The organism is Enterococcus sp. DIV0086, from assembly GCF_050498705.1.
GTDB classification, from domain to species: Bacteria; Bacillota; Bacilli; order Lactobacillales; family Enterococcaceae; genus Enterococcus; species Enterococcus faecalis.
Map to the genome: position 1 here is coordinate 2,661,740 of NZ_JBNIDN010000001.1, position 18,436 is coordinate 2,680,175.

At 36.9% G+C, this 18,436-nt stretch carries 15 protein-coding genes; 14 read left to right on the forward strand and 1 reads right to left on the reverse strand.

The window, feature by feature from the left end; translation table 11 throughout:
- Positions 1–4 precede the first annotated feature (4 nt).
- The 14 genes from IGI63_RS12855 to IGI63_RS12920 all read left to right on the forward strand — a co-directional run bounded on the left by IGI63_RS12855 (position 5) and on the right by IGI63_RS12920 (position 17,220).
- Positions 5–916, forward strand: a complete 912-nt coding sequence (locus tag IGI63_RS12855; RefSeq protein WP_429975900.1) for an aldo/keto reductase — start codon at positions 5–7, stop codon at positions 914–916.
- A gap of 187 nt (positions 917–1,103) precedes the next feature.
- A complete protein-coding gene (gene polA, locus IGI63_RS12860) occupies positions 1,104–3,752 on the forward strand; it encodes a DNA polymerase I (protein ID WP_002355755.1) in 2,649 nt (882 codons plus the stop codon).
- 99 nt (positions 3,753–3,851) lie between these two features.
- Positions 3,852–4,694, forward strand: a complete 843-nt coding sequence (mutM, locus tag IGI63_RS12865; RefSeq protein ID WP_002355756.1) for a DNA-formamidopyrimidine glycosylase — start codon at positions 3,852–3,854, stop codon at positions 4,692–4,694.
- The gene (gene coaE / locus IGI63_RS12870) at positions 4,691–5,290 is read left to right on the forward strand and encodes a dephospho-CoA kinase (RefSeq protein ID WP_429975901.1); all 600 of its coding nucleotides are present in this window, start codon (positions 4,691–4,693) and stop codon (positions 5,288–5,290) included. Before mutM ends, coaE begins: the two co-directional genes overlap by 4 nt.
- Before the next feature lie 179 nt (positions 5,291–5,469).
- Positions 5,470–5,952: a transcriptional regulator NrdR gene (gene nrdR / locus IGI63_RS12875; protein WP_002381296.1), complete on the forward strand. Its 483-nt coding sequence runs from the start codon at positions 5,470–5,472 to the stop codon at positions 5,950–5,952.
- A gap of 15 nt (positions 5,953–5,967) precedes the next feature.
- Positions 5,968–7,377, forward strand: coding sequence for a replication initiation and membrane attachment family protein (locus tag IGI63_RS12880; RefSeq protein WP_429975902.1), 1,410 nt, complete (start codon positions 5,968–5,970; stop codon positions 7,375–7,377).
- Positions 7,377–8,306, forward strand: a complete 930-nt coding sequence (gene dnaI, locus IGI63_RS12885) for a primosomal protein DnaI (protein ID WP_002364725.1) — start codon at positions 7,377–7,379, stop codon at positions 8,304–8,306. The genes IGI63_RS12880 and dnaI overlap by 1 nt, the downstream gene beginning before the upstream one ends.
- Positions 8,307–8,387: 81 nt before the next feature.
- A complete protein-coding gene (locus IGI63_RS12890; protein ID WP_429975903.1) occupies positions 8,388–9,596 on the forward strand; it encodes a hypothetical protein in 1,209 nt (402 codons plus the stop codon).
- Positions 9,597–9,609: 13 nt separating this feature from the next.
- Positions 9,610–11,130, forward strand: a complete 1,521-nt coding sequence (locus tag IGI63_RS12895; protein WP_429975904.1) for a hypothetical protein — start codon at positions 9,610–9,612, stop codon at positions 11,128–11,130.
- Positions 11,120–12,703 (forward strand): hypothetical protein, encoded by a 1,584-nt coding sequence (locus tag IGI63_RS12900; RefSeq protein ID WP_002355763.1) that lies wholly within the window; start codon positions 11,120–11,122, stop codon positions 12,701–12,703. The genes IGI63_RS12895 and IGI63_RS12900 overlap by 11 nt, the downstream gene beginning before the upstream one ends.
- Positions 12,700–13,962, forward strand: coding sequence for a glycosyltransferase (locus IGI63_RS12905; RefSeq protein WP_002355764.1), 1,263 nt, complete (start codon positions 12,700–12,702; stop codon positions 13,960–13,962). The genes IGI63_RS12900 and IGI63_RS12905 overlap by 4 nt, the downstream gene beginning before the upstream one ends.
- Positions 13,963–13,976: 14 nt before the next feature.
- Positions 13,977–16,043, forward strand: a complete 2,067-nt coding sequence (locus IGI63_RS12910; RefSeq protein ID WP_010710760.1) for a cellulose biosynthesis cyclic di-GMP-binding regulatory protein BcsB — start codon at positions 13,977–13,979, stop codon at positions 16,041–16,043.
- The gene (locus tag IGI63_RS12915; RefSeq protein WP_002385041.1) at positions 16,033–16,893 is read left to right on the forward strand and encodes a hypothetical protein; all 861 of its coding nucleotides are present in this window, start codon (positions 16,033–16,035) and stop codon (positions 16,891–16,893) included. The genes IGI63_RS12910 and IGI63_RS12915 overlap by 11 nt, the downstream gene beginning before the upstream one ends.
- A 15-nt stretch (positions 16,894–16,908) precedes the next feature.
- Entirely contained in the window at positions 16,909–17,220 is a 312-nt protein-coding gene (locus IGI63_RS12920; RefSeq protein ID WP_002355767.1) for a hypothetical protein, read from the forward strand.
- A gap of 47 nt (positions 17,221–17,267) precedes the next feature.
- Here IGI63_RS12920 and IGI63_RS12925 read toward each other — a convergent pair whose 3' ends face one another.
- A complete protein-coding gene (locus IGI63_RS12925) occupies positions 17,268–18,422 on the reverse strand; it encodes a pyridoxal phosphate-dependent aminotransferase (protein ID WP_429975905.1) in 1,155 nt (384 codons plus the stop codon).
- Between the last annotated feature and the right edge of the window lie 14 nt (positions 18,423–18,436).

Genomic DNA, 18,436 nt, shown 5'->3' on the forward strand with positions numbered 1-18,436 from the left:
TAAAATGAAACAACTGCAATTTGGTACAAGTGACGAAACAGTTTCTTCGGTTATCTTAGGATGTATGCGCTTAAATGGTGCTGAAAATCCTCAACAGGTAATTGAAACTGCTTATGATCATGGCATTACATTTTTTGATCACGCCGACATTTATGGTGGCGGCGACTGCGAAACCATTTTTGGTAAGGCCTTAAAAGAAAGTACCATTCGTCGTGAAGATATTTTTATACAAACGAAATGTGGGATTCGTCAGGGCTTTTTTGACTTTTCAAAAGCACATATTTTAGAAGCGGTCGAAGGGAGTTTACAGCGTTTAGGTGTAGATTCAGTCGATGCATTATTGTTGCATCGTCCAGATACTTTAGTGGAACCAGAAGAAGTAGCTGAAGCTTTTCATTTATTAGAAAGACAAGGGAAAGTTCGCTATTTTGGTGTAAGTAACCAAACGCCAGGACAAATTGAACTTTTAAAAACAGCTGTTAAACAACCGTTATTAGCCAATCAATTACAATTTGGCATCAAGCATACTGGCATGGTGGATCAAGGCTTACAAACAAATATGGAAATATCAGGAAGCATTGATTATGATCATGGTATTTTAGATTATTCACGGTTGAAACAAATGACTATTCAAGCATGGTCACCGTACCAATATGGTTATTTTGAAGGTGTCTTTATTGGAAATGAAAAATTCCCTGAGTTAAATCAAAAATTAAGCGAATTGGCTGAAAAATATCAAACAACGCCAACTGGCTTAGCCAGCAGCTGGATTCTGCGCCACCCTGCTAATATGCAAGTCATCGCAGGAAGTATGAATCTTGGTAGAATTGAAGAAATTGCTAAAGCAGCAGACATTGTGATTAGTCGCGAAGATTGGTACGATATTTATCGTGCAGCGGGAAATGTTTTGCCGTAAAAAGATTCTCATACTTGTGAAGATCCAGCGTGTATTGCTGATTGATTTTGGTATTTGATATAGTTGTCACTAAGGAACTATGTCAAATACCTTTTTCTTTCATTCTGCAATCGCCGTCTACTGCAAATTCTGTAGTTTTTTGTTAAAATAGAAAGGAAACTAGTTTGCTAAAGATGAGGGGAAAAAAATGACCAAAAAAAAATTATTACTCGTTGATGGAAACAGTGTAGCCTTTCGTGCATTTTTTGCGCTACATAACTCATTAGAACGATTCAAAAATAAGAACGGCTTGCATACAAATGCTATTTATGCATTTAACAATATGTTTGAAAATGTAATGCAAAAAGAAATGCCTACTCATGTTTTAGTCGCTTTTGATGCAGGGAAAACTACATTCAGAACAGAATTTTATTCAGAATATAAAGCCGGACGTTCAAAAACACCGGGGGAATTTAAAGAACAAATGCCGTATATTCGTGAACTTTTAGAAGGTTTAGGCGTAAAATATTATGAACTACCTAACTATGAAGCAGATGATATTATTGGTACATTAGCCAACAAAGTTGATAAAGATGAATTTGATGTTGTCGTGTTATCAGGGGACCGAGATTTGACACAATTAGCGACGGACACTGTCAAAGTAGATATCACTGTTAAAGGAGTTAGCGATATTGAATCATATACACCTGAGCATATTGCTGAAAAATATGATGGGTTAACGCCTAAGCAAATTATTGATATGAAAGGGTTGGCTGGCGACACGTCGGATAACATTCCAGGTGTAACGAAAATCGGTGAGAAAACCGCGATTAAGCTGTTAAAACAATATGGCTCAGTTGAAGGGGTTTATGAGAATATCGATGAAATGAAAAAAAGCAAAATGAAAGAAAACTTGATTAATGATAAAGAGCAAGCCTTTCTTTCTAAACGTTTAGCGACAATTGAAGTCAATGCACCAGTCGAAGTCAATGTGGAAGACTTGGCATATGAAGGGAAAAACTTAGAAAAATTGGTTCCTTTTTATAAAGAAATGGACTTTAAACAATTTTTAGCTAAGTTGGACATTACAGAAGAACCTGTTGAAATGGAAGATATTTTATTTGAAGTAGTCGAAGATCAGTTAACCAATGAAATGTTTACAGACGATATGGCTCTTTATGTTGAGATGATGGAAGATAACTATCATACGTCACCGATTGTCGGCCTTGCTTGGGGCAACAACAAGAAGATTTATACCACGAATAATTTAGCTGTTTTTGAAAGTCAGCCATTTATCGACTGGTTGATGGATGAGACACGTAAAAAAAATGTCTATGATGCAAAACGGACGTACGTTGCACTAAATCGCTATGTAGGAAAAATGACAGGGATTGCCTTTGATGTTTTATTGGCTGCTTATTTACTTGATACCAATGACAATAACGCTGATATTGAAGGTGTAGCACAACATTACGGATATGATGCGATTCAATCTGATGAAGCTATTTATGGAAAAGGGGCCAAAAAAGGCTTGCCAGAGGACGAAGAAGTTTTCTTTGGTCATTTAGCACGTAAGATTAAAGCAATTCAATTTTTAACAAGCAAATTAGATAGCGAATTAACAGAAAAAAATCAAGCTGATTTATTCTATAAAATGGAATTACCACTTTCTCGTATTTTAGGCGATATGGAAATAACTGGTATCCGTGTTGATGCCACGCGCTTAAAAGAAATGCAAGTAGAATTTTCAGAACGCTTGAAAGAAATCGAAGAAAAAATCTATGCAGAAGCTGGCGAAGAATTTAATTTGAATTCACCTAAACAATTAGGCGTTATTTTATTTGAAAAAATGGGCTTACCTGTGATCAAAAAGACGAAAACTGGCTATTCAACAGCGGTAGATGTTTTAGAACAACTAAAAGAACAAGCACCAATTGTGGCCGATATTTTAACTTATCGTCAAATTGCCAAAATTCAATCGACCTATGTTGAAGGACTCTTAAAAGTAATTCAGCCAGATAATAAAATTCATACTCGGTATGTACAAACACTGACCCAAACAGGACGGTTAAGCTCAGTAGATCCCAATTTACAAAACATTCCTATCCGTTTAGAAGAAGGCCGAAAAATTAGAGAAGCGTTCGTACCAAGAGAGGATAATTGGTTGATTTTCTCTTCTGATTACTCTCAAATTGAGTTACGTGTGCTCGCGCATATTTCTAATGATGAGCATTTAAAAGAAGCGTTTGTGGAAGGACAAGATATCCATGCCAGCACTGCAATGCGAGTTTTCGGTGTTGAAAAAGCAGAAGATGTCACACCTAACATGCGTCGTCAAGCTAAAGCGGTGAATTTTGGAATTGTCTATGGTATCAGTGATTACGGCTTGTCCCAAAACTTAGGCATTACTAGAAAGCAAGCGCAACAATATATTGACACCTATTTTGAAAAATATCCAGGCGTGAAACAGTACATGGAAGAGATTGTCCGCGATGCCAAAGACAAAGGCTATGTGGAAACATTGTATCATCGCCGTCGTTATTTAAGTGATATTAATTCAAGAAACTTTAATCTACGTTCGTTCGCTGAACGTACAGCGATTAATACACCGATTCAGGGAAGTGCCGCAGATATTTTAAAAATTGCGATGATTGAAATGGCGCGTCGTTTAAAAGAAGAAAAATTACAAGCGACAATGTTATTACAAGTGCACGATGAATTAGTTTTTGAAGTGCCAGAATCAGAATTAGAACAATTAAATCAACTCGTCAAAGAAGTGATGGAGCACGCAGTTTCCTTACATGTGCCACTTATCACCGATAGTAGTTGGGGAAAAACATGGTATGAAGCAAAATAATAGCTTACCCATTAAGAACGATGAATAAAATAAGGATAAGTAGGATCTGGACGTTGGTATCTAAGCGTTCAGACCTCTTTATATAAAGGAGCAAAAATAATGCCAGAATTACCAGAAGTAGAAACAGTGCGAAAAGGACTTGAAAAACTTGTTGTAGGAAAAACCATTCAAGAAGTCATTGTTTTTTGGCCAAGAATTATTGAATCACCAGAAGTTGATGTATTTCAAGGTCAATTAGCTGGTCAAACGATTGAAGGGATTGAGCGAAGAGGAAAATTTCTGATTTTTAAATTGTCTGATAATGATATGATTTCTCACTTACGGATGGAAGGAAAATATGAGTTTCATCAGGCTGATGATGAAATTGCCAAACATACCCATGTAATGTTTACTTTTACAGATGGCACGCAATTACGTTATTTAGATGTACGGAAATTTGGCCGTATGACATTGGTTCCTAAGAATCAAGGTCATCAATATAAAGGGATTTTAGCTTTGGGCCCAGAGCCAACACCAGACGTTTTCCAATTAGCTACTTTTCAACAAGGCTTGAAAAAGCATCATAAAGCAATTAAGCCATTGCTGTTAGATCAAAAGCTAGTGACGGGCTTGGGGAATATTTATGTAGATGAAGCACTTTGGCAAGCGCAAATCCATCCAGAACAACCAGCAGATTCCTTAAAACCTGCGGAAGTTGCTACGTTGTATCAAGCAATCATTGACGTCTTGGCACGCGCTGTTGAAGCAGGTGGAACCACCATTCGCACCTATCTAAACGCGTTAGGAGAAGCAGGGACTTTTCAAGTAGCGTTGAATGTCTATGGGCAAACAGGCTTACCTTGCAATCGTTGTGGTACGCCAATTGTTAAAACAAAAGTGGCACAACGTGGTACGCATTATTGTCCACAATGCCAACAATTGAAAGGTCGTCGATTGAAATGACAAAAGTTTTAGGCATTACAGGAGGGATTGCGACAGGTAAAAGTACGGTTGTTGCTCTTTTTAAAAAAGCAGGTTATCCAATTGTTGACGGCGACATTATCGCCCGCGAAATTGTTGCAAAAGGGCAACCAGCCTTAGCCGCAATCGTTGAAACTTTCGGACCAGAAATAGTATTAACAACTGGTGAATTGGATCGGAAAAAATTAGGACAATTAATTTTCGCTAGTCCTCAAAAAAGAGAGCTGTTAAATGAAACGCTGAAACCTTTTTTAAGAAAAGAAATTTTACGTCAAATTGAAGAAGCTAAAAAGAAAGCCTCCCTGGTTATTGTTGATATTCCTCTGCTTTATGAAGCTCATTATGAGGCGATTATGGATCAAGTTGCTGTGGTATATGTACCAGAAAAGATTCAAAAAGAGCGTCTGATGGCCCGAAACCAATTAACAGCAGAAGAGGCACAACAACGAATTGCTAGCCAATGGCCGATTGAAATGAAAAAAGAACGAGCAGATATCGTGTTTGATAACCAAGGAACTAGAGAAGAAACGGAACAGCAAGTGAAGAAGTGGCTAGAGAAACAAACTGGAAAGAAGTGAATATTTTTTAAATGGCGTAAAATGTTTTGAAAATTTCAGAAAAAACAGTGAAAGTCTTTGTTTTTATTAAAGAATGGCAAAGATTCAACTAAGAACCAGTTCTAAAGACCTAGTAATAGCGCAATTTCATGTTATAATATAGGCAACAAAAATTATACAGAATAGAAGAGGTGAACGTTATGCGTTGTCCAAGATGTCATCATAATAATTCCCGTGTTATTGATAGCCGTCAAGCAGATGATGGACGTGCAATTCGCCGTCGTCGTGAATGTGAAAATTGCAGTTATCGGTTCACTACATTTGAAAGAATTGAAGCGGCGCCATTACTTGTAATCAAGAAAAATGGGGATCGTGAAGAATTTAATCGTGATAAAATTTTGCGTGGGCTCATTCGCTCTGCGGAAAAAAGACCCGTTGCTATGGAACAAATGGTTCAAATTGTCGATAATGTTGAAAATCGAGTGCGTAGTTTAGGGGAAAATGAAGTCTCTACAACGCTTATCGGTGAATATGTGATGGAAGATTTAGTCAATCTAGATGAAATTGCCTACATCCGCTTTGCGAGTGTTTATCGACAATTCAAAGATATGAGCGTGTTTTTGAAAGAGTTACAGGACATTGTCGACAAAGCAAAATCTTCTTCTCCTGACTCAGAAAATTAAAAAGGAGGTCTTTCTTTGAAAGGAAATCGGCAAAGAATCCAACCAAAAAATATTTTTCAAGCGGTTATTGATTCACCGCTTTCTGATCAAGAGAAAGAGGTTTTAACCTTTTTATATCAACCAATTGTCGGCGCCAATGCGTTTAGTTTATATTGGCTTTTGTTATCTGAAACAACAGACTCAGAGGAGGATGGCTCGCTGTTTCATGCAGATTTAATTAGTTTGCTGGACTTGAGTTGCCAACAATTAGAAGAAGCTTGCTACAAATTAGAAGGCATTGGGTTGCTAGAAACGTATAAAAAAACAGATCGGGAATTAGGAGATTGTTATTTATATTATTTAAAAGCACCTGAAACAGCCGCTCGTTTTTTTAAAGATGAAGTGTTAGCTTTAGTGTTATTTAATCGGGTTGGACAACGGAAATTTGATCAATTAGTGCAAAAGTTTCAACCGCATCCTACCAAAACAGAGGGCTATCAAAATGTTTCCGCTAGCTTTCAAGAGGTTTATGCCTTTAAAGAAGAACAAATTGTTTCCGAAGCGAACCGATTGACAACGATTCAAGAAACTTTTTCTCAACAAGAAAAATCGAAGAAAATTTCTGTATCAACGGATTCTTTTGATTGGCACTATTTTGTGGAAGGTTTGCACCGTTTAGGTTTACAACTGCCTGAAGATGAGGCTAGTTTTCAAGAAGAAGTCTATGTTTTTCATCAATTATATGGCATCAATGAGTTAGATATGGTAGACTTTGCTTCGAAATCATTTGACTATTATACAAGTCGAATTTTGCCTAAGGAATTAGTGCGAACGATTCATCAAGCGTTTGATCCTGATAAAAAACCACAACCAACAAACGTAGTGACAAACAAGCAAGTACAATTGACGGTGGAAGAGCAACAAACGTATCGATATAACGCATTAAAAATGAATGGTTTTTCTGAACTGGATATTCAAATGATTATGGATAGTGAAAAGAATCCGCCTATTCAATATTTAGAAGCTTTAAAAAATAGTCGAGGCGGCTATACGACACCACAAGAACGTTCATTAGTGAAATATTTGGTTGCTAAATCAGGCTTACCGACTAGTGTGATTAATATTTTGATTAACTATGTTTACAATATTCAACAACAACCGACTTTAAAAGCGGAGTATGTGAATCGAATTGCGAATGAATGGGGACAAAGTGGCATTCATTCACCAGAAAAAGCAATTGAACATGTCAGAGAATTGGCAAAACAAAGCCAAACCAAACAAAAACAGCGACAACAAAATTATTCAGGGAAACGCCAAACTGTTCGACAAGAGCGATTGCCAGAATGGGCAGATCAGCCAAACGATGAAACAAAACTTTCCCCAGAAGAACAAGCCGAGTTAGATCGACAAATTCAAGAATTTTTAAACCAAGGAGGTGACCAATGATGGAAGACGTAGGAAAAGAAATGTCAAAAATTATCCAGAAGCGTGACATCAATGAACGATATGAAGAGCTGGTTAACGAAGTATTGAAAGATCAAGATGTTCAAGCCTTTATACAAGCAAACCGAGAGCGTTTAAGCGATGAAGATATTCGTAAAAGTTATGCTAAGCTGTATGAATTTGTTCAAGAAAAAAAGAAATTTCAATTAAACGATCCGGCAATGATTGCTCCAGGCTATGAGCCAAGATTAATGTTGAATTTTCATTACATTGATGTAACGTATGTCCCAACGGCTGATTTAATCGCCCGTCAGAAGGAAGAAGAAATTCGTAATCGAGTAAGGGCAATGGACATGCCAAAAGATGTCCGAGAAGCAAATTTACGAGATTTCGATCCATCTTCTCAAGGTCGAGCCAAAGCGTTAGCAGAAGCAATGCAATTTTTAAGAGAATATCCTGCGACACCAAAAGAATTTCATAAAGGGCTCTATTTACAAGGCCCCTTCGGTGTAGGAAAATCTTTTTTATTAGGTGCGATGGCTAATGCTTTAGCAGAACGTGGATTTACTACGACAATTGTTCATTTTCCAACATTTACAGTAGAAATGAAGCAAGCCATTGGTCGCGATCAAGTTGGTGAAAAGCTCGATGCAGTAAAAAAATCCCCTATATTAATGATTGATGATATTGGTGCGGAATCCATGACTAGTTGGATTCGTGACGACGTTTTAAGCGTAATCTTGCAATACCGAATGCAAGAACAATTAGTTACTTTTTTCTCTTCCAATCTAGATTTAAAAGCTTTAGAAGAGCATTTAACCGTGACGCAACGAGGAGAACAAGAGCCGCTAAAAGCCAGACGAATTATGGAACGTGTGCGTTATCTGTCAAAAGAGATTACGATGACAGGAAATGATCGACGAAACGGTTAAAGCAATCCTTTTATTTTTATGGATTGCTTTTTTTCTTGTGCTTGAAGATGTAGCTTAAGTTTCGCAAAAACAAGTACTTTTGTGTACACTGACAATAAAGAAGTGAGGAAAAGAGGCGTAACAATGAAGAGAAAACTTTGGATTTTTATTGGGGTATTCGTGGTGCTTCTGGGAGGATGTTTTCTTTTGTTTAGAGAAAAATCCTATAAAGTAGAGGTGGAAAAAGTGAATCCCAAAATTCAACGCTTAATGTCGACAGACAAACAACATTTTTTAACAAAACATGAATTTCACACAAAAGAAACAGTTGAACGCAAAGATTTGTTGAAGTTTTTTATTGAAACCCGGCTCAAAACAGACGGCGGCTTTTTAACCAATTATTTACCAGATGCTGAACGCAAAGATGTCGCCACAGGACATGAGTTGCTAAGTGAGTCTTCGGGTCTATATTTGCGTAATTTAGCTTTTGATACGCAGGGACGTTTTGATAATTTTTACAAGCAGACGAAAGACACCTTTTACGACGGTGTCCAATTTAGTTACCGAATTGACGAGCAAGGCAATAAATACAATGTCAATGCCTCGATTGATGATTTACGGATCATTCGTTCGTTAATTGAAGCAGGGGGGCATTTTAACACAGATCAGTATGATCAAGAAATTAAAAAATTAGGCAAGAGTTTTATGGAAACCTCTATGAAAGATAATATTCTAATTGATTTTTACGATAGTAAATCAAAACAACAGTCTTCAGAAACTTCTTTGTTTTATATTGACTTAATTACGCTGGGTTATCTATACAAAGAATTTGGGATTTCAGCAGACTACTTGCAGTATCATTACCAATTAATAGACGATGGCTATATTTCTGATGATTTACCTCTTTATCAAACGAAGTTTAATCATCAAACAAATAAATACGAAAACAACGGAACACTTAATATTATTGAATCTTTATTAACGATTGTCCATTTAAGTGAAGTGGGTATGGCGAAGCAGACTAGTATTGATTTTGTGCGAAAACAAGTTCAGCAAGGAACGCTTTTTAACTCGTATGATTTAAATGGATCACCTGTGGATAAAAATCAATCTGCAGCCAGTTATGCGATAGCGGCTTTAATTGGTGTTGCCGAAAATGACAAAGAGTTGTATCGTGCGGCAATTACAGTACTTAATAATTTTCAAATTATGGATTCAAGCAGTCCGATTTATGGAGGATTTGGTGATAAAGTTACGAAACAAGTCTATTCCTATAATAACTTAATGGCTCTTTTGGCCTATGATTTCTAGATGAGGTGAAAGCATGGAAAAGATCAAAAAATACATGAACTCGGCTTTTGAATGGTTGAGTCGTTATATTTCTCCAAGTCTTTTGGCCGTTTTAGGGATTGGGTTAGTGACAAGCATTTTGTTATTTGTTTATCCGATTAATGGCTTGGGAGATAATGGCGAGTATTTTCGTGTGTTAAATTCAAATAGTCTTTATCGTGTCAATGGTGATAGCTACGACAATGTGGCCTATTTTGTTAAGGACTTTTCGATTATGCGTTATTTTAATGAAACAACGACGCACTTTGTTTCCACTCAACAATTTTTCATCACCATTGCCATTTGGCTTAATAAACTTTTTTATAGTCAAATACTTTTCGATATTCGTTTCTTAGGTTTCGTTTATCTTAGTTGTTTTTTAGTGTCAATTTATATTCTGGTACGAGGCTTAACCGAAGGCGTGTCTTTGAAAAAAAGTTATCTTATCTCTTTGTTGGTTATTTTCATCTTGGGAGATACCTCCTATACGATTTATTTTAATTCCTTTTATACAGAAGCGACGAGTTTTTTACTTTCTGTGAGTGTCTTAGCATTTTCAGTCTATTTTTATCGGGTGACGAAACCACGAACTTGGCTCAGAAGAATAGTTTTGGTTATCTTGGCACAAACAGTAGTACTTTTAATAGGGACAACACGCCAAGAATATTTGCTGATTATTGGCGTAATTATTGCTGGATTAGGATTTTTTGTCTACTTGTCACAACGTTACCAACGATTGTCAATGACGGCCTTTTTAATTGCGTTGATTGGTTTTACAACGTTAGCAGCTTTTATCGTTCCTAACGATATCTATGAACGTGATGTCTACCACAGCATGACGCGCGGTGTAATGAAGGATAGTAAGGTTCCGGATAAACGGATGTCAGAGGGCGGAATCAACCCGCAATATGGGTTGCAAAAGGGACGTTCCTACTTTGAAGAATACAGTCCTGTATCACCAACTTCTGAACAAATGAAAAAAGATTTTTTTGATAAAACGAGTTTTGGATGGGTGTTATTGAATTATTTAAATTATCCATCTGAATTATGGCAAGGACTGAATTCAGCGGTCCCAAATGTTTACTTAGTAAAGCCTAATAATGTGGGGAATTTTGAGAAAACGACGGGGCGTGCACCGCTGGAACAATCTAAATTTTTTATGGTGTATAACCGTATTAAAGCCAGTTTTTTCCCTAAAAACTTTGCTTTCTATCTATTATTAGGCGTGATTCTGTTTGGTTTATATGGCGTTGGTTTATACAGAGGACTCAAGAGAAACGAACCCAGATTAGTTTTTCGCTTCTTTTTAATGACAGGGATTTATCTTAATTTATTAGTTGTTTTCATTTCAACAATTATTATTGATGGGGATAGTGACTTAGTACGTCATTTGTTTTTAGTCTCAGTATTTTTAGATTTTCTCTTGTTACAAATTGTTTCTGATGTTATTGGTAAACGAATGTGGCAAGATACAACACCACAAGTCATTGGGGAGGTAGAGGGAATTGAAAAATAAACAATATCTTATTGGCTGGGTGTGTTTCTTACTCTTTTTCGTTTTTTGTGGCTTTGCCAAACCGGCGCTGGCTGCACCAAGTAAACATGTCTTACTTGTCTATGACAGCTTGAATATTGCTGGGAAAAAAGAAAATGATGTGGATGCTTTACAACGAGTGTTGACGAGTTTTGGAGTAGAAGTTCAGAGTGTGGCGGTGTCAGACTATGTGCCTGGAGAATTGCTAAATGATGGCTATGACAGTTTGATTTCTATGGTGAATTGGCCTGAACAAGCCGGCGTTATTGCCTCTGATTTTCTAGCAGATCGAGTTCATTTTAAAGGCAAACAATTACACATTGGTCGAAACATGCGTGACGATGAAAAACAATATTTTAGCGGTACGTGGAAAGAATTAAGTCATCGTCAATATCGGTTAGAAGATGAAAAAAACCGTTTTTCTCAAGTATTGCCTTTTCAAGATCAATCAGTTGTGCTGGAAAATACGCAAGGTCAGACGGTTGGCCGATTAAAAACACAAGAATTAGCACCAGAAGAATATCCATTTGGTGTAATTGAGAATGGGCATGCTTTTCTACCAATGTTTGAACGCAAAGGCGCTGTTTTTTTAGAAAGCTTAGACGTAATTAGTCAATGGCTGGAAAGTGAAAAAATGTCACGGCCGTTTTTGACGATTTCTGATTTTAACCCGTTAAGAGATATGTCTGTGGCAACCTATTTGCAAGAAGAATTAGTTAAAACCACGTATCCTTATATTTTATCCAGTACGAGCGTTTCACAAAACAATACGATTTTACCTTATAAACTATTTACGAATGCGTTACGTGCGTTTGCTTCGACGGGGGTTATTTTCTTAGAAACACCGGTCGTTAACAATGTTGATTTAAATGACCAACGTGCTTTGAAACAATTGATGGAGCAGCAGATTAGTTTATTGGTCGACAGACATGTCTATCCAGTAGGCATTTCTGCTCCAGGATACTGGAATCAAGACCTTCAATACCAAGAGGATGGTCTAGCAATTAGTGATACAGTGATTCTAAGAGAAAATCCGCCGATTGAACGCGTTTTTTATCGGAACCAAACGGGAGAATCAATCACTTATAAGAATGCTTTGTTTGATTTACCGTATGATTATTTATCGGGGATTGAATGGACGGATAAAGATAATCCGAATGACTATCGATTTCCAATGCCGACCACCATTAGTTTTTCATTTCCAAATTCTAAAAAAGAAGTGGATCATCTAATTCAAGAAGTCAAGGAAGCGCCAATAGTGTTTAGTGTTTCAGAAGCGGATCAACATTTCACTGTTCAAACACAAACGCAGAAAATCGAATTTCGGAATAATCGGTTCTTCTTAAACAATCAAATTGTCAATGGTTTGGCTGATACAGGGGCCTCAACAGTTGAAAAACAACGATTTACAGGCTTATTTTCATTCTTTTTCAGTATTACAAACAATATTTTGATTGGCGTTGTCACGCTGACTTTAATCATCCTGATTATTTTGTTTATGATTGGACGAAAGAATTATCGGTCGAAATATATTAATAAGGAGGAAGACAAATGACCATTGCTGACATTGTAATGTTAACAGCAACTATCATTATTTGGAGTCTACTAATTGTAAATATTCTCTTAGTTATTTTTGGCTATGTTTATTATTTAAAAACAGATCCTGTCGCACCACCACCTGTAGAGGACGAAGATGCGCCGTTTGTTTCAATTATGGTGCCGGCCCATAATGAAGGAATTGTCATTGTGCGGACAGTTGAAGCGTTATTGAATTTTAATTATCCGCAAGATCGCTATGAAATTATTGTGATTAATGACAACTCAAGTGATAATAGTGCTGAGCTTTTAGCGAATGTCCAAAAAAAGGCGGTTAATCGAAATTTGCAGATTATTAATACAGACAATATAACAGGTGGGAAAGGTAAGTCTAATGCCTTAAACATTGGTTTCAAGCAAGCCAAGGGGGACGTGATTGCCATTTATGATGCGGACAATACACCTGAACCGAATGCACTCCGTTATTTAGTTGGAGAGTTAATCGCTAGTGAGGAATACGGCGCGGTTATTGGTAAATTTAGAACGAGAAATCGCAATGCAAGCTTGTTGACACGCTTTATTAATATCGAGACACTGGCCTTTCAATGGATGGCACAAGCCGGTCGTTTTCAATTATTTAAGTTATGCACGATTCCTGGCACAAATTTCATTGTTCGTCGTAGTATTATTGAAGCCATTGGCGGCTGGGATGACAAAGCGTTAGCCGAAGATACAGAAATCAGTTTCCGCATCTATATGATGGGCTATAAAATTAAGTTTCAACCAAAAGCAGTGACGTGGGAGCAAGAGCCGCAAACTTTGTCAGTTTGGTTCCGACAACGGACGCGATGGGTCAAAGGCAATATTTATGTCATTGTTAAAAATGCTAAATTATTGTTTAATCCTAAAGCGAGTCGGATCCGTTTTGATATTTTATATTTCTTGTCCATTTATTTTCTCTTAATGACATCGCTCGTTTTGTCAGACATCATGTTAGTTTTATCAATGTCTGGTTACTTAACAACGACCCTGCAAGGATTTAGCAATTCCTTGTGGTTGTTAGCGATTTTGTTATTTATTTTCAGTACTTTTGTCAGTATTACAACCGAAAAAGGCGAAATGACTTTAGAGAATATCTTAATTATTGCCTTGATGTATATTACATACAGTCAGATGTGGCTAGTAGTCGCCGCTTATGGCATGGTGATGTATATTAAAGAAAATGTTTTTCATAAACAAACACAAACAAAATGGTACAAAACTGAACGATTTAAATAAGGAGGAAACGTGCAATGAAACAAAAAACAGTCACTTTAATAGGGTTGTTCTTTCTGGCAATTCTGATTGGTATCGCAAGTCCGACCGTATACGCCGAAAACAAAGAACAAGACAACCATACCTTTACACAACCTTTTCAAAATAAAACAATCTCTTTAACAGGTACTTCTGTCCGTAGCACCATGTATTTTACAAAAATTGATTATTGGGACGTTAAAAAAGCATCATTCAATATGACTTACCAAATCACACAATTAAAAAATAATCAGACCTCAGATTTAACTGTGGCAGTTAATGGTGTGAAGTTTTATTCTTGGCGTCCTGAAAATACGACTGGTATTCAACAAAAGACGATTGAAATCCCTTTGGAACTGATTAAAGAGACAAATACATTGACTGTTGAAGGCCAAATTATTAATCAGGCAGGAAACGACATGTATAATTTAATTGAAACTCCAGCAAATTGGTTAACGATGTATGAAGGATCTAACGTAAACTTCCAATACGATTTACAATTACCAGAGAATACAATTCATTCTTTTTATAATCATTTTGTGGGAGCAGACACGATTGCGAATAAACACAGTGTTATTTTGACACCAGAAAATGCATCGGAAAAAGAATTAGCTGCAGCGACCCATGCGTTAGCTGGTGCTGCTCGTTTGATTACTACCTCAGAAGAATTGTTGCCAATGGCTTCTTTGAACAAAGAACAGTCAGCACCCTATCAGTTGATTATTGCCAGCTATGATAAATTACCAGATCAGTATAAAAGTCAAATTGATAGCAAACGTGTGGAGGACCAGGCTGTCTTAAAATTTTTCAATCAACCAGATAAGCATGTTTTAGTAGCTACTTCTAAAGATGAGGACTTACTTGTTCGTGCGGGACGTTATTTAGCAAACTATGAATTAATGACCCAAACAGATAAAGAAGAGACAACAGTTGATGAGAATACCGATACGTTTAGTTCAACTTTAGAATTTGATGGAAATTATCCATTAACCTCAACGGGGGACAAACTAGAAGGGGCTTATCACCAAGAACAAACGTACTTTGTCAATTTACCAGTGGATCGAAACAATGCCAATGGAAGTCGCGTGCATTTACATTTTAAATACGCTGAAAACTTAGATTTTGATTCTTCTTTAGTGACGGTCTATGCCAATGACAAACCAATTGGCAGCAAGAAATTAACCGCTGCTCGTGCGAACGGTGATGAATTAAATCTCGAATTTCCAAAGAACTTAGAAATTGCTGATAGTTTTGTTTTAAAAGTTGCTTTTGATTTGAATGTTAAATCACCAGAAGTTTTACGAAATGGTCAGACTCCATGGGCCTTTATTGAAAATAATTCGAATGCGTTTATTCAAACAGAAGAACTGAATGACATATTATTTAACAACTATCCGAACATTTTTATCAGAAGCCGTTCTTTTGCTGATTTAGCGATTTTATTACCAGAAAAAATGGACGACAACTATTTTAAAGTGTTGACCAATTTATTTAACTTAATTGGTAATTATGCCGAAAGTAATGTCGGTGAGATTACGTATTATAAAAAAGCGCCTAAAAATGCGGCATTAGAAAATCATAACTTGATTATTTTTGGTACGCCTAAGGATAATCCGATGATTCGTAAGTTAAACGATCAGTTATATTTCCATTATGATAAGGACTTCACACGTTTTGTTTCAAACGAGAAACTGAGCATTGAAAAAGATTATGGTAAACAAATCGGTACGGCGCAGTTAATGTTTTCTCCATATAATGCGAAAGCCGCGGCGTTAATCTTAACAGGAGCTAAATCACAAGGTGTCTTTTTAGCCTCTACACAAGTGAATACAGAGAAGAATACTTCTATGTACAAAGGAGATGCCATTGTGGTCGATCCGAACTATCGTCGCTATGATTATCGTTTCAAAAAACGTGTAAGCAACGTTAGCAACGAATCATTAGGTAAACGAATTGTCAATAATCATAAATTAATGATTTATCTATTTGTCTTCTTAATTGGTATGACCATTATTGGATTAAGTGCGTTCTTCATCGTGAAGAAGAATTTGAAAGGTGGGGAATAGAGTGAATCAAAAACGAGTGACCTTACTTTTGGATTTAACTTTGTTGGTAGGAATTGTTTTGGTTGTCGGCACAACCATCTTTATGGCCTTAGGAACGAATGATTTCTTTGTGGACTTAAGTTGTCTATTAATTTCAGTTATCTTAATTATCGTTACCTATTTTGTAGGAATTACAGCGGGGTTAACATTTTCGCTTATATTTATTTTTCTACAATTGACCTATGTTGTATATCAGTATGTCTATCATGATTTGTTTAGCTATGGCTCATTATTTTGGCTAATCATGCCGCCGCTCTACTGTTTAACAATCTATGCAGTGACTTATCAAATTCGTACGATTGAAGAAGAAAATATTCGCTTACGTAAAGAAACTTCACGGTTAAATGCGTTAGATGCAGTAACTAATTTAAGAACAGCAAAAATGTACGAGGAAGGATTCGATTTATTTTCTGACATTTCTACACGTTATGAAGCGCCGTTATATTTGGTCGTGATCCGAGTGGCCTATTGGGAAAGTATTCGTAACTTATTAAGTCCTGAACAAAAAAATGAATTGCTACAAATCGTGACAGCGGCGATTAAAGAGACAACGGATGATCGCTTCTTACCATACTTTATCGACGGCACACCGCCGACTTGGGCGTTATTAATTTTCCGCGATGGGGATGACGGATACACTACTAGAAAAGAATTCAAACAACAAGCTCAAGAGAAATTTGCCCATTCTGAAACCTTAAGGAATATTACTTTGACCTTACAAGTTTCCTATACCAAATATGATCCTGCCGAATTTAACAACGCTTCAGAATTTTTAGGGGATGGAATTAATTCTCTTCAATATGATGTTTAAAAAGGAGGCAAACAAATGACTGAAAAACTTGCTGTTTTTACAGGGAAATTAGCAGAGGCTGGTGTGTTAAATGAGACGCAGCCATTGTCAATGCGATTACATTTAGAAAATATCCAAGCAGAAAGTGATCCAGAATCCATTGTGCCCTTATTTTCTCATGGGGTAATTTTAAACATACTTGTTGAACAGTTAGAGGAAAGTATCCCGCTGTCTCACTTGAAAAAAGGGACCAAAGTCCGTTTCACAGTCGTGGGCTTGCCGCCGATGACTATGTCAATTCCACCGCATGTTGGTGGGCAAGCGATTGAATTGATAGAAGAAATCTAAAAAGCTTCTGCATTAGCTATGATTATTAGCTAATGCAGAAGCTTTTTTTATTCAAAGGTCATTCTTTCAATTCGATCGAACGCTTCCTTTAATAAATCTAAATTTTGTGTTGCGGCTAAACGAATGTACTCATCGCCCGTTGTTTCACCAAATGCTTTTCCAGGAATCACTAATACCTGTGTCTCTTTTAAAAGATTTTCCACAAAAGGAACGGAAGTTAGTCCAGTTTTTTGAATATTAATGAAGGCGTAAATACTTCCTTTGACTGGATGAAGCGAAAGGAAAGAAATCTTTGCTACTCGCTGGGCCACATACTCTAAACGTGTTTGGAACACTTCAACGATTGGGTCTACAAATTCGTCAAAATGTTGTAACGCATAGATTCCTGCTTGCTGTGACAACGTAGGCGCAGAATACGTAACGCCTTCATTAATTAATTTGGCTACTTCGTTAATATAGTCTGGGGCAATCATATAACCAATACGCCAACCAGTCATTGCAAAGGCTTTTGAAAAGCTACCAAAAGTGATAGTATTTTCTGGAGCAAACGTAGCCATGGGAGTAAACGTTTCTTGGAAACAAAAGGCTTCATAAACTTCATCTGAAAGAATGTATAAGTTGTGTTCAATCGCTACCTGTGCGATTTCTCTGAAAGTTTCTTCAGAGAAAACAGCGCCTGTTGGGTTATTCGGTGAATTAAGAATAATCGCTTTGGTTTTAGGCGTGATTTTTTCTTTCAAAAGAGCTACATCAATTTGGAAACCATCTTCTTCATAGGTTGGTAAAAAGACCGGAACGCCATCTGCTAAAAGGACTTGGTCTTTATAAGGAGAGAAATAAGGTTCATGAATAATCACTTCATCTCCAGGATTTAGAATCACTTGTAAGGCAAGGTACATTCCGTGCAGAGCGCCAACTGTGGCCCGGACTTGATTCGGTTGAAAAGATAATTGATAATGTGACTGATAAAACTGAATGACCGCCTCAATGAATGCCTCGCTACCATCAGAAGCGGTATATTTTGTATGCCCATTTTTGGCATCGTTAGCTGCTTGTTCGATAATCCGCTCATCGGTAATTAAGTCAGGGTCACCAATCGATAAATCGATTAAATTTGGGGTCTTTTTCGCCAATGTTGCAATATCCATGAGTAAATTTTCAGTAGGTTGTTGGTAACGTGTTGCGATATTCTTGCGATCCATACCAGGTGCTCCTT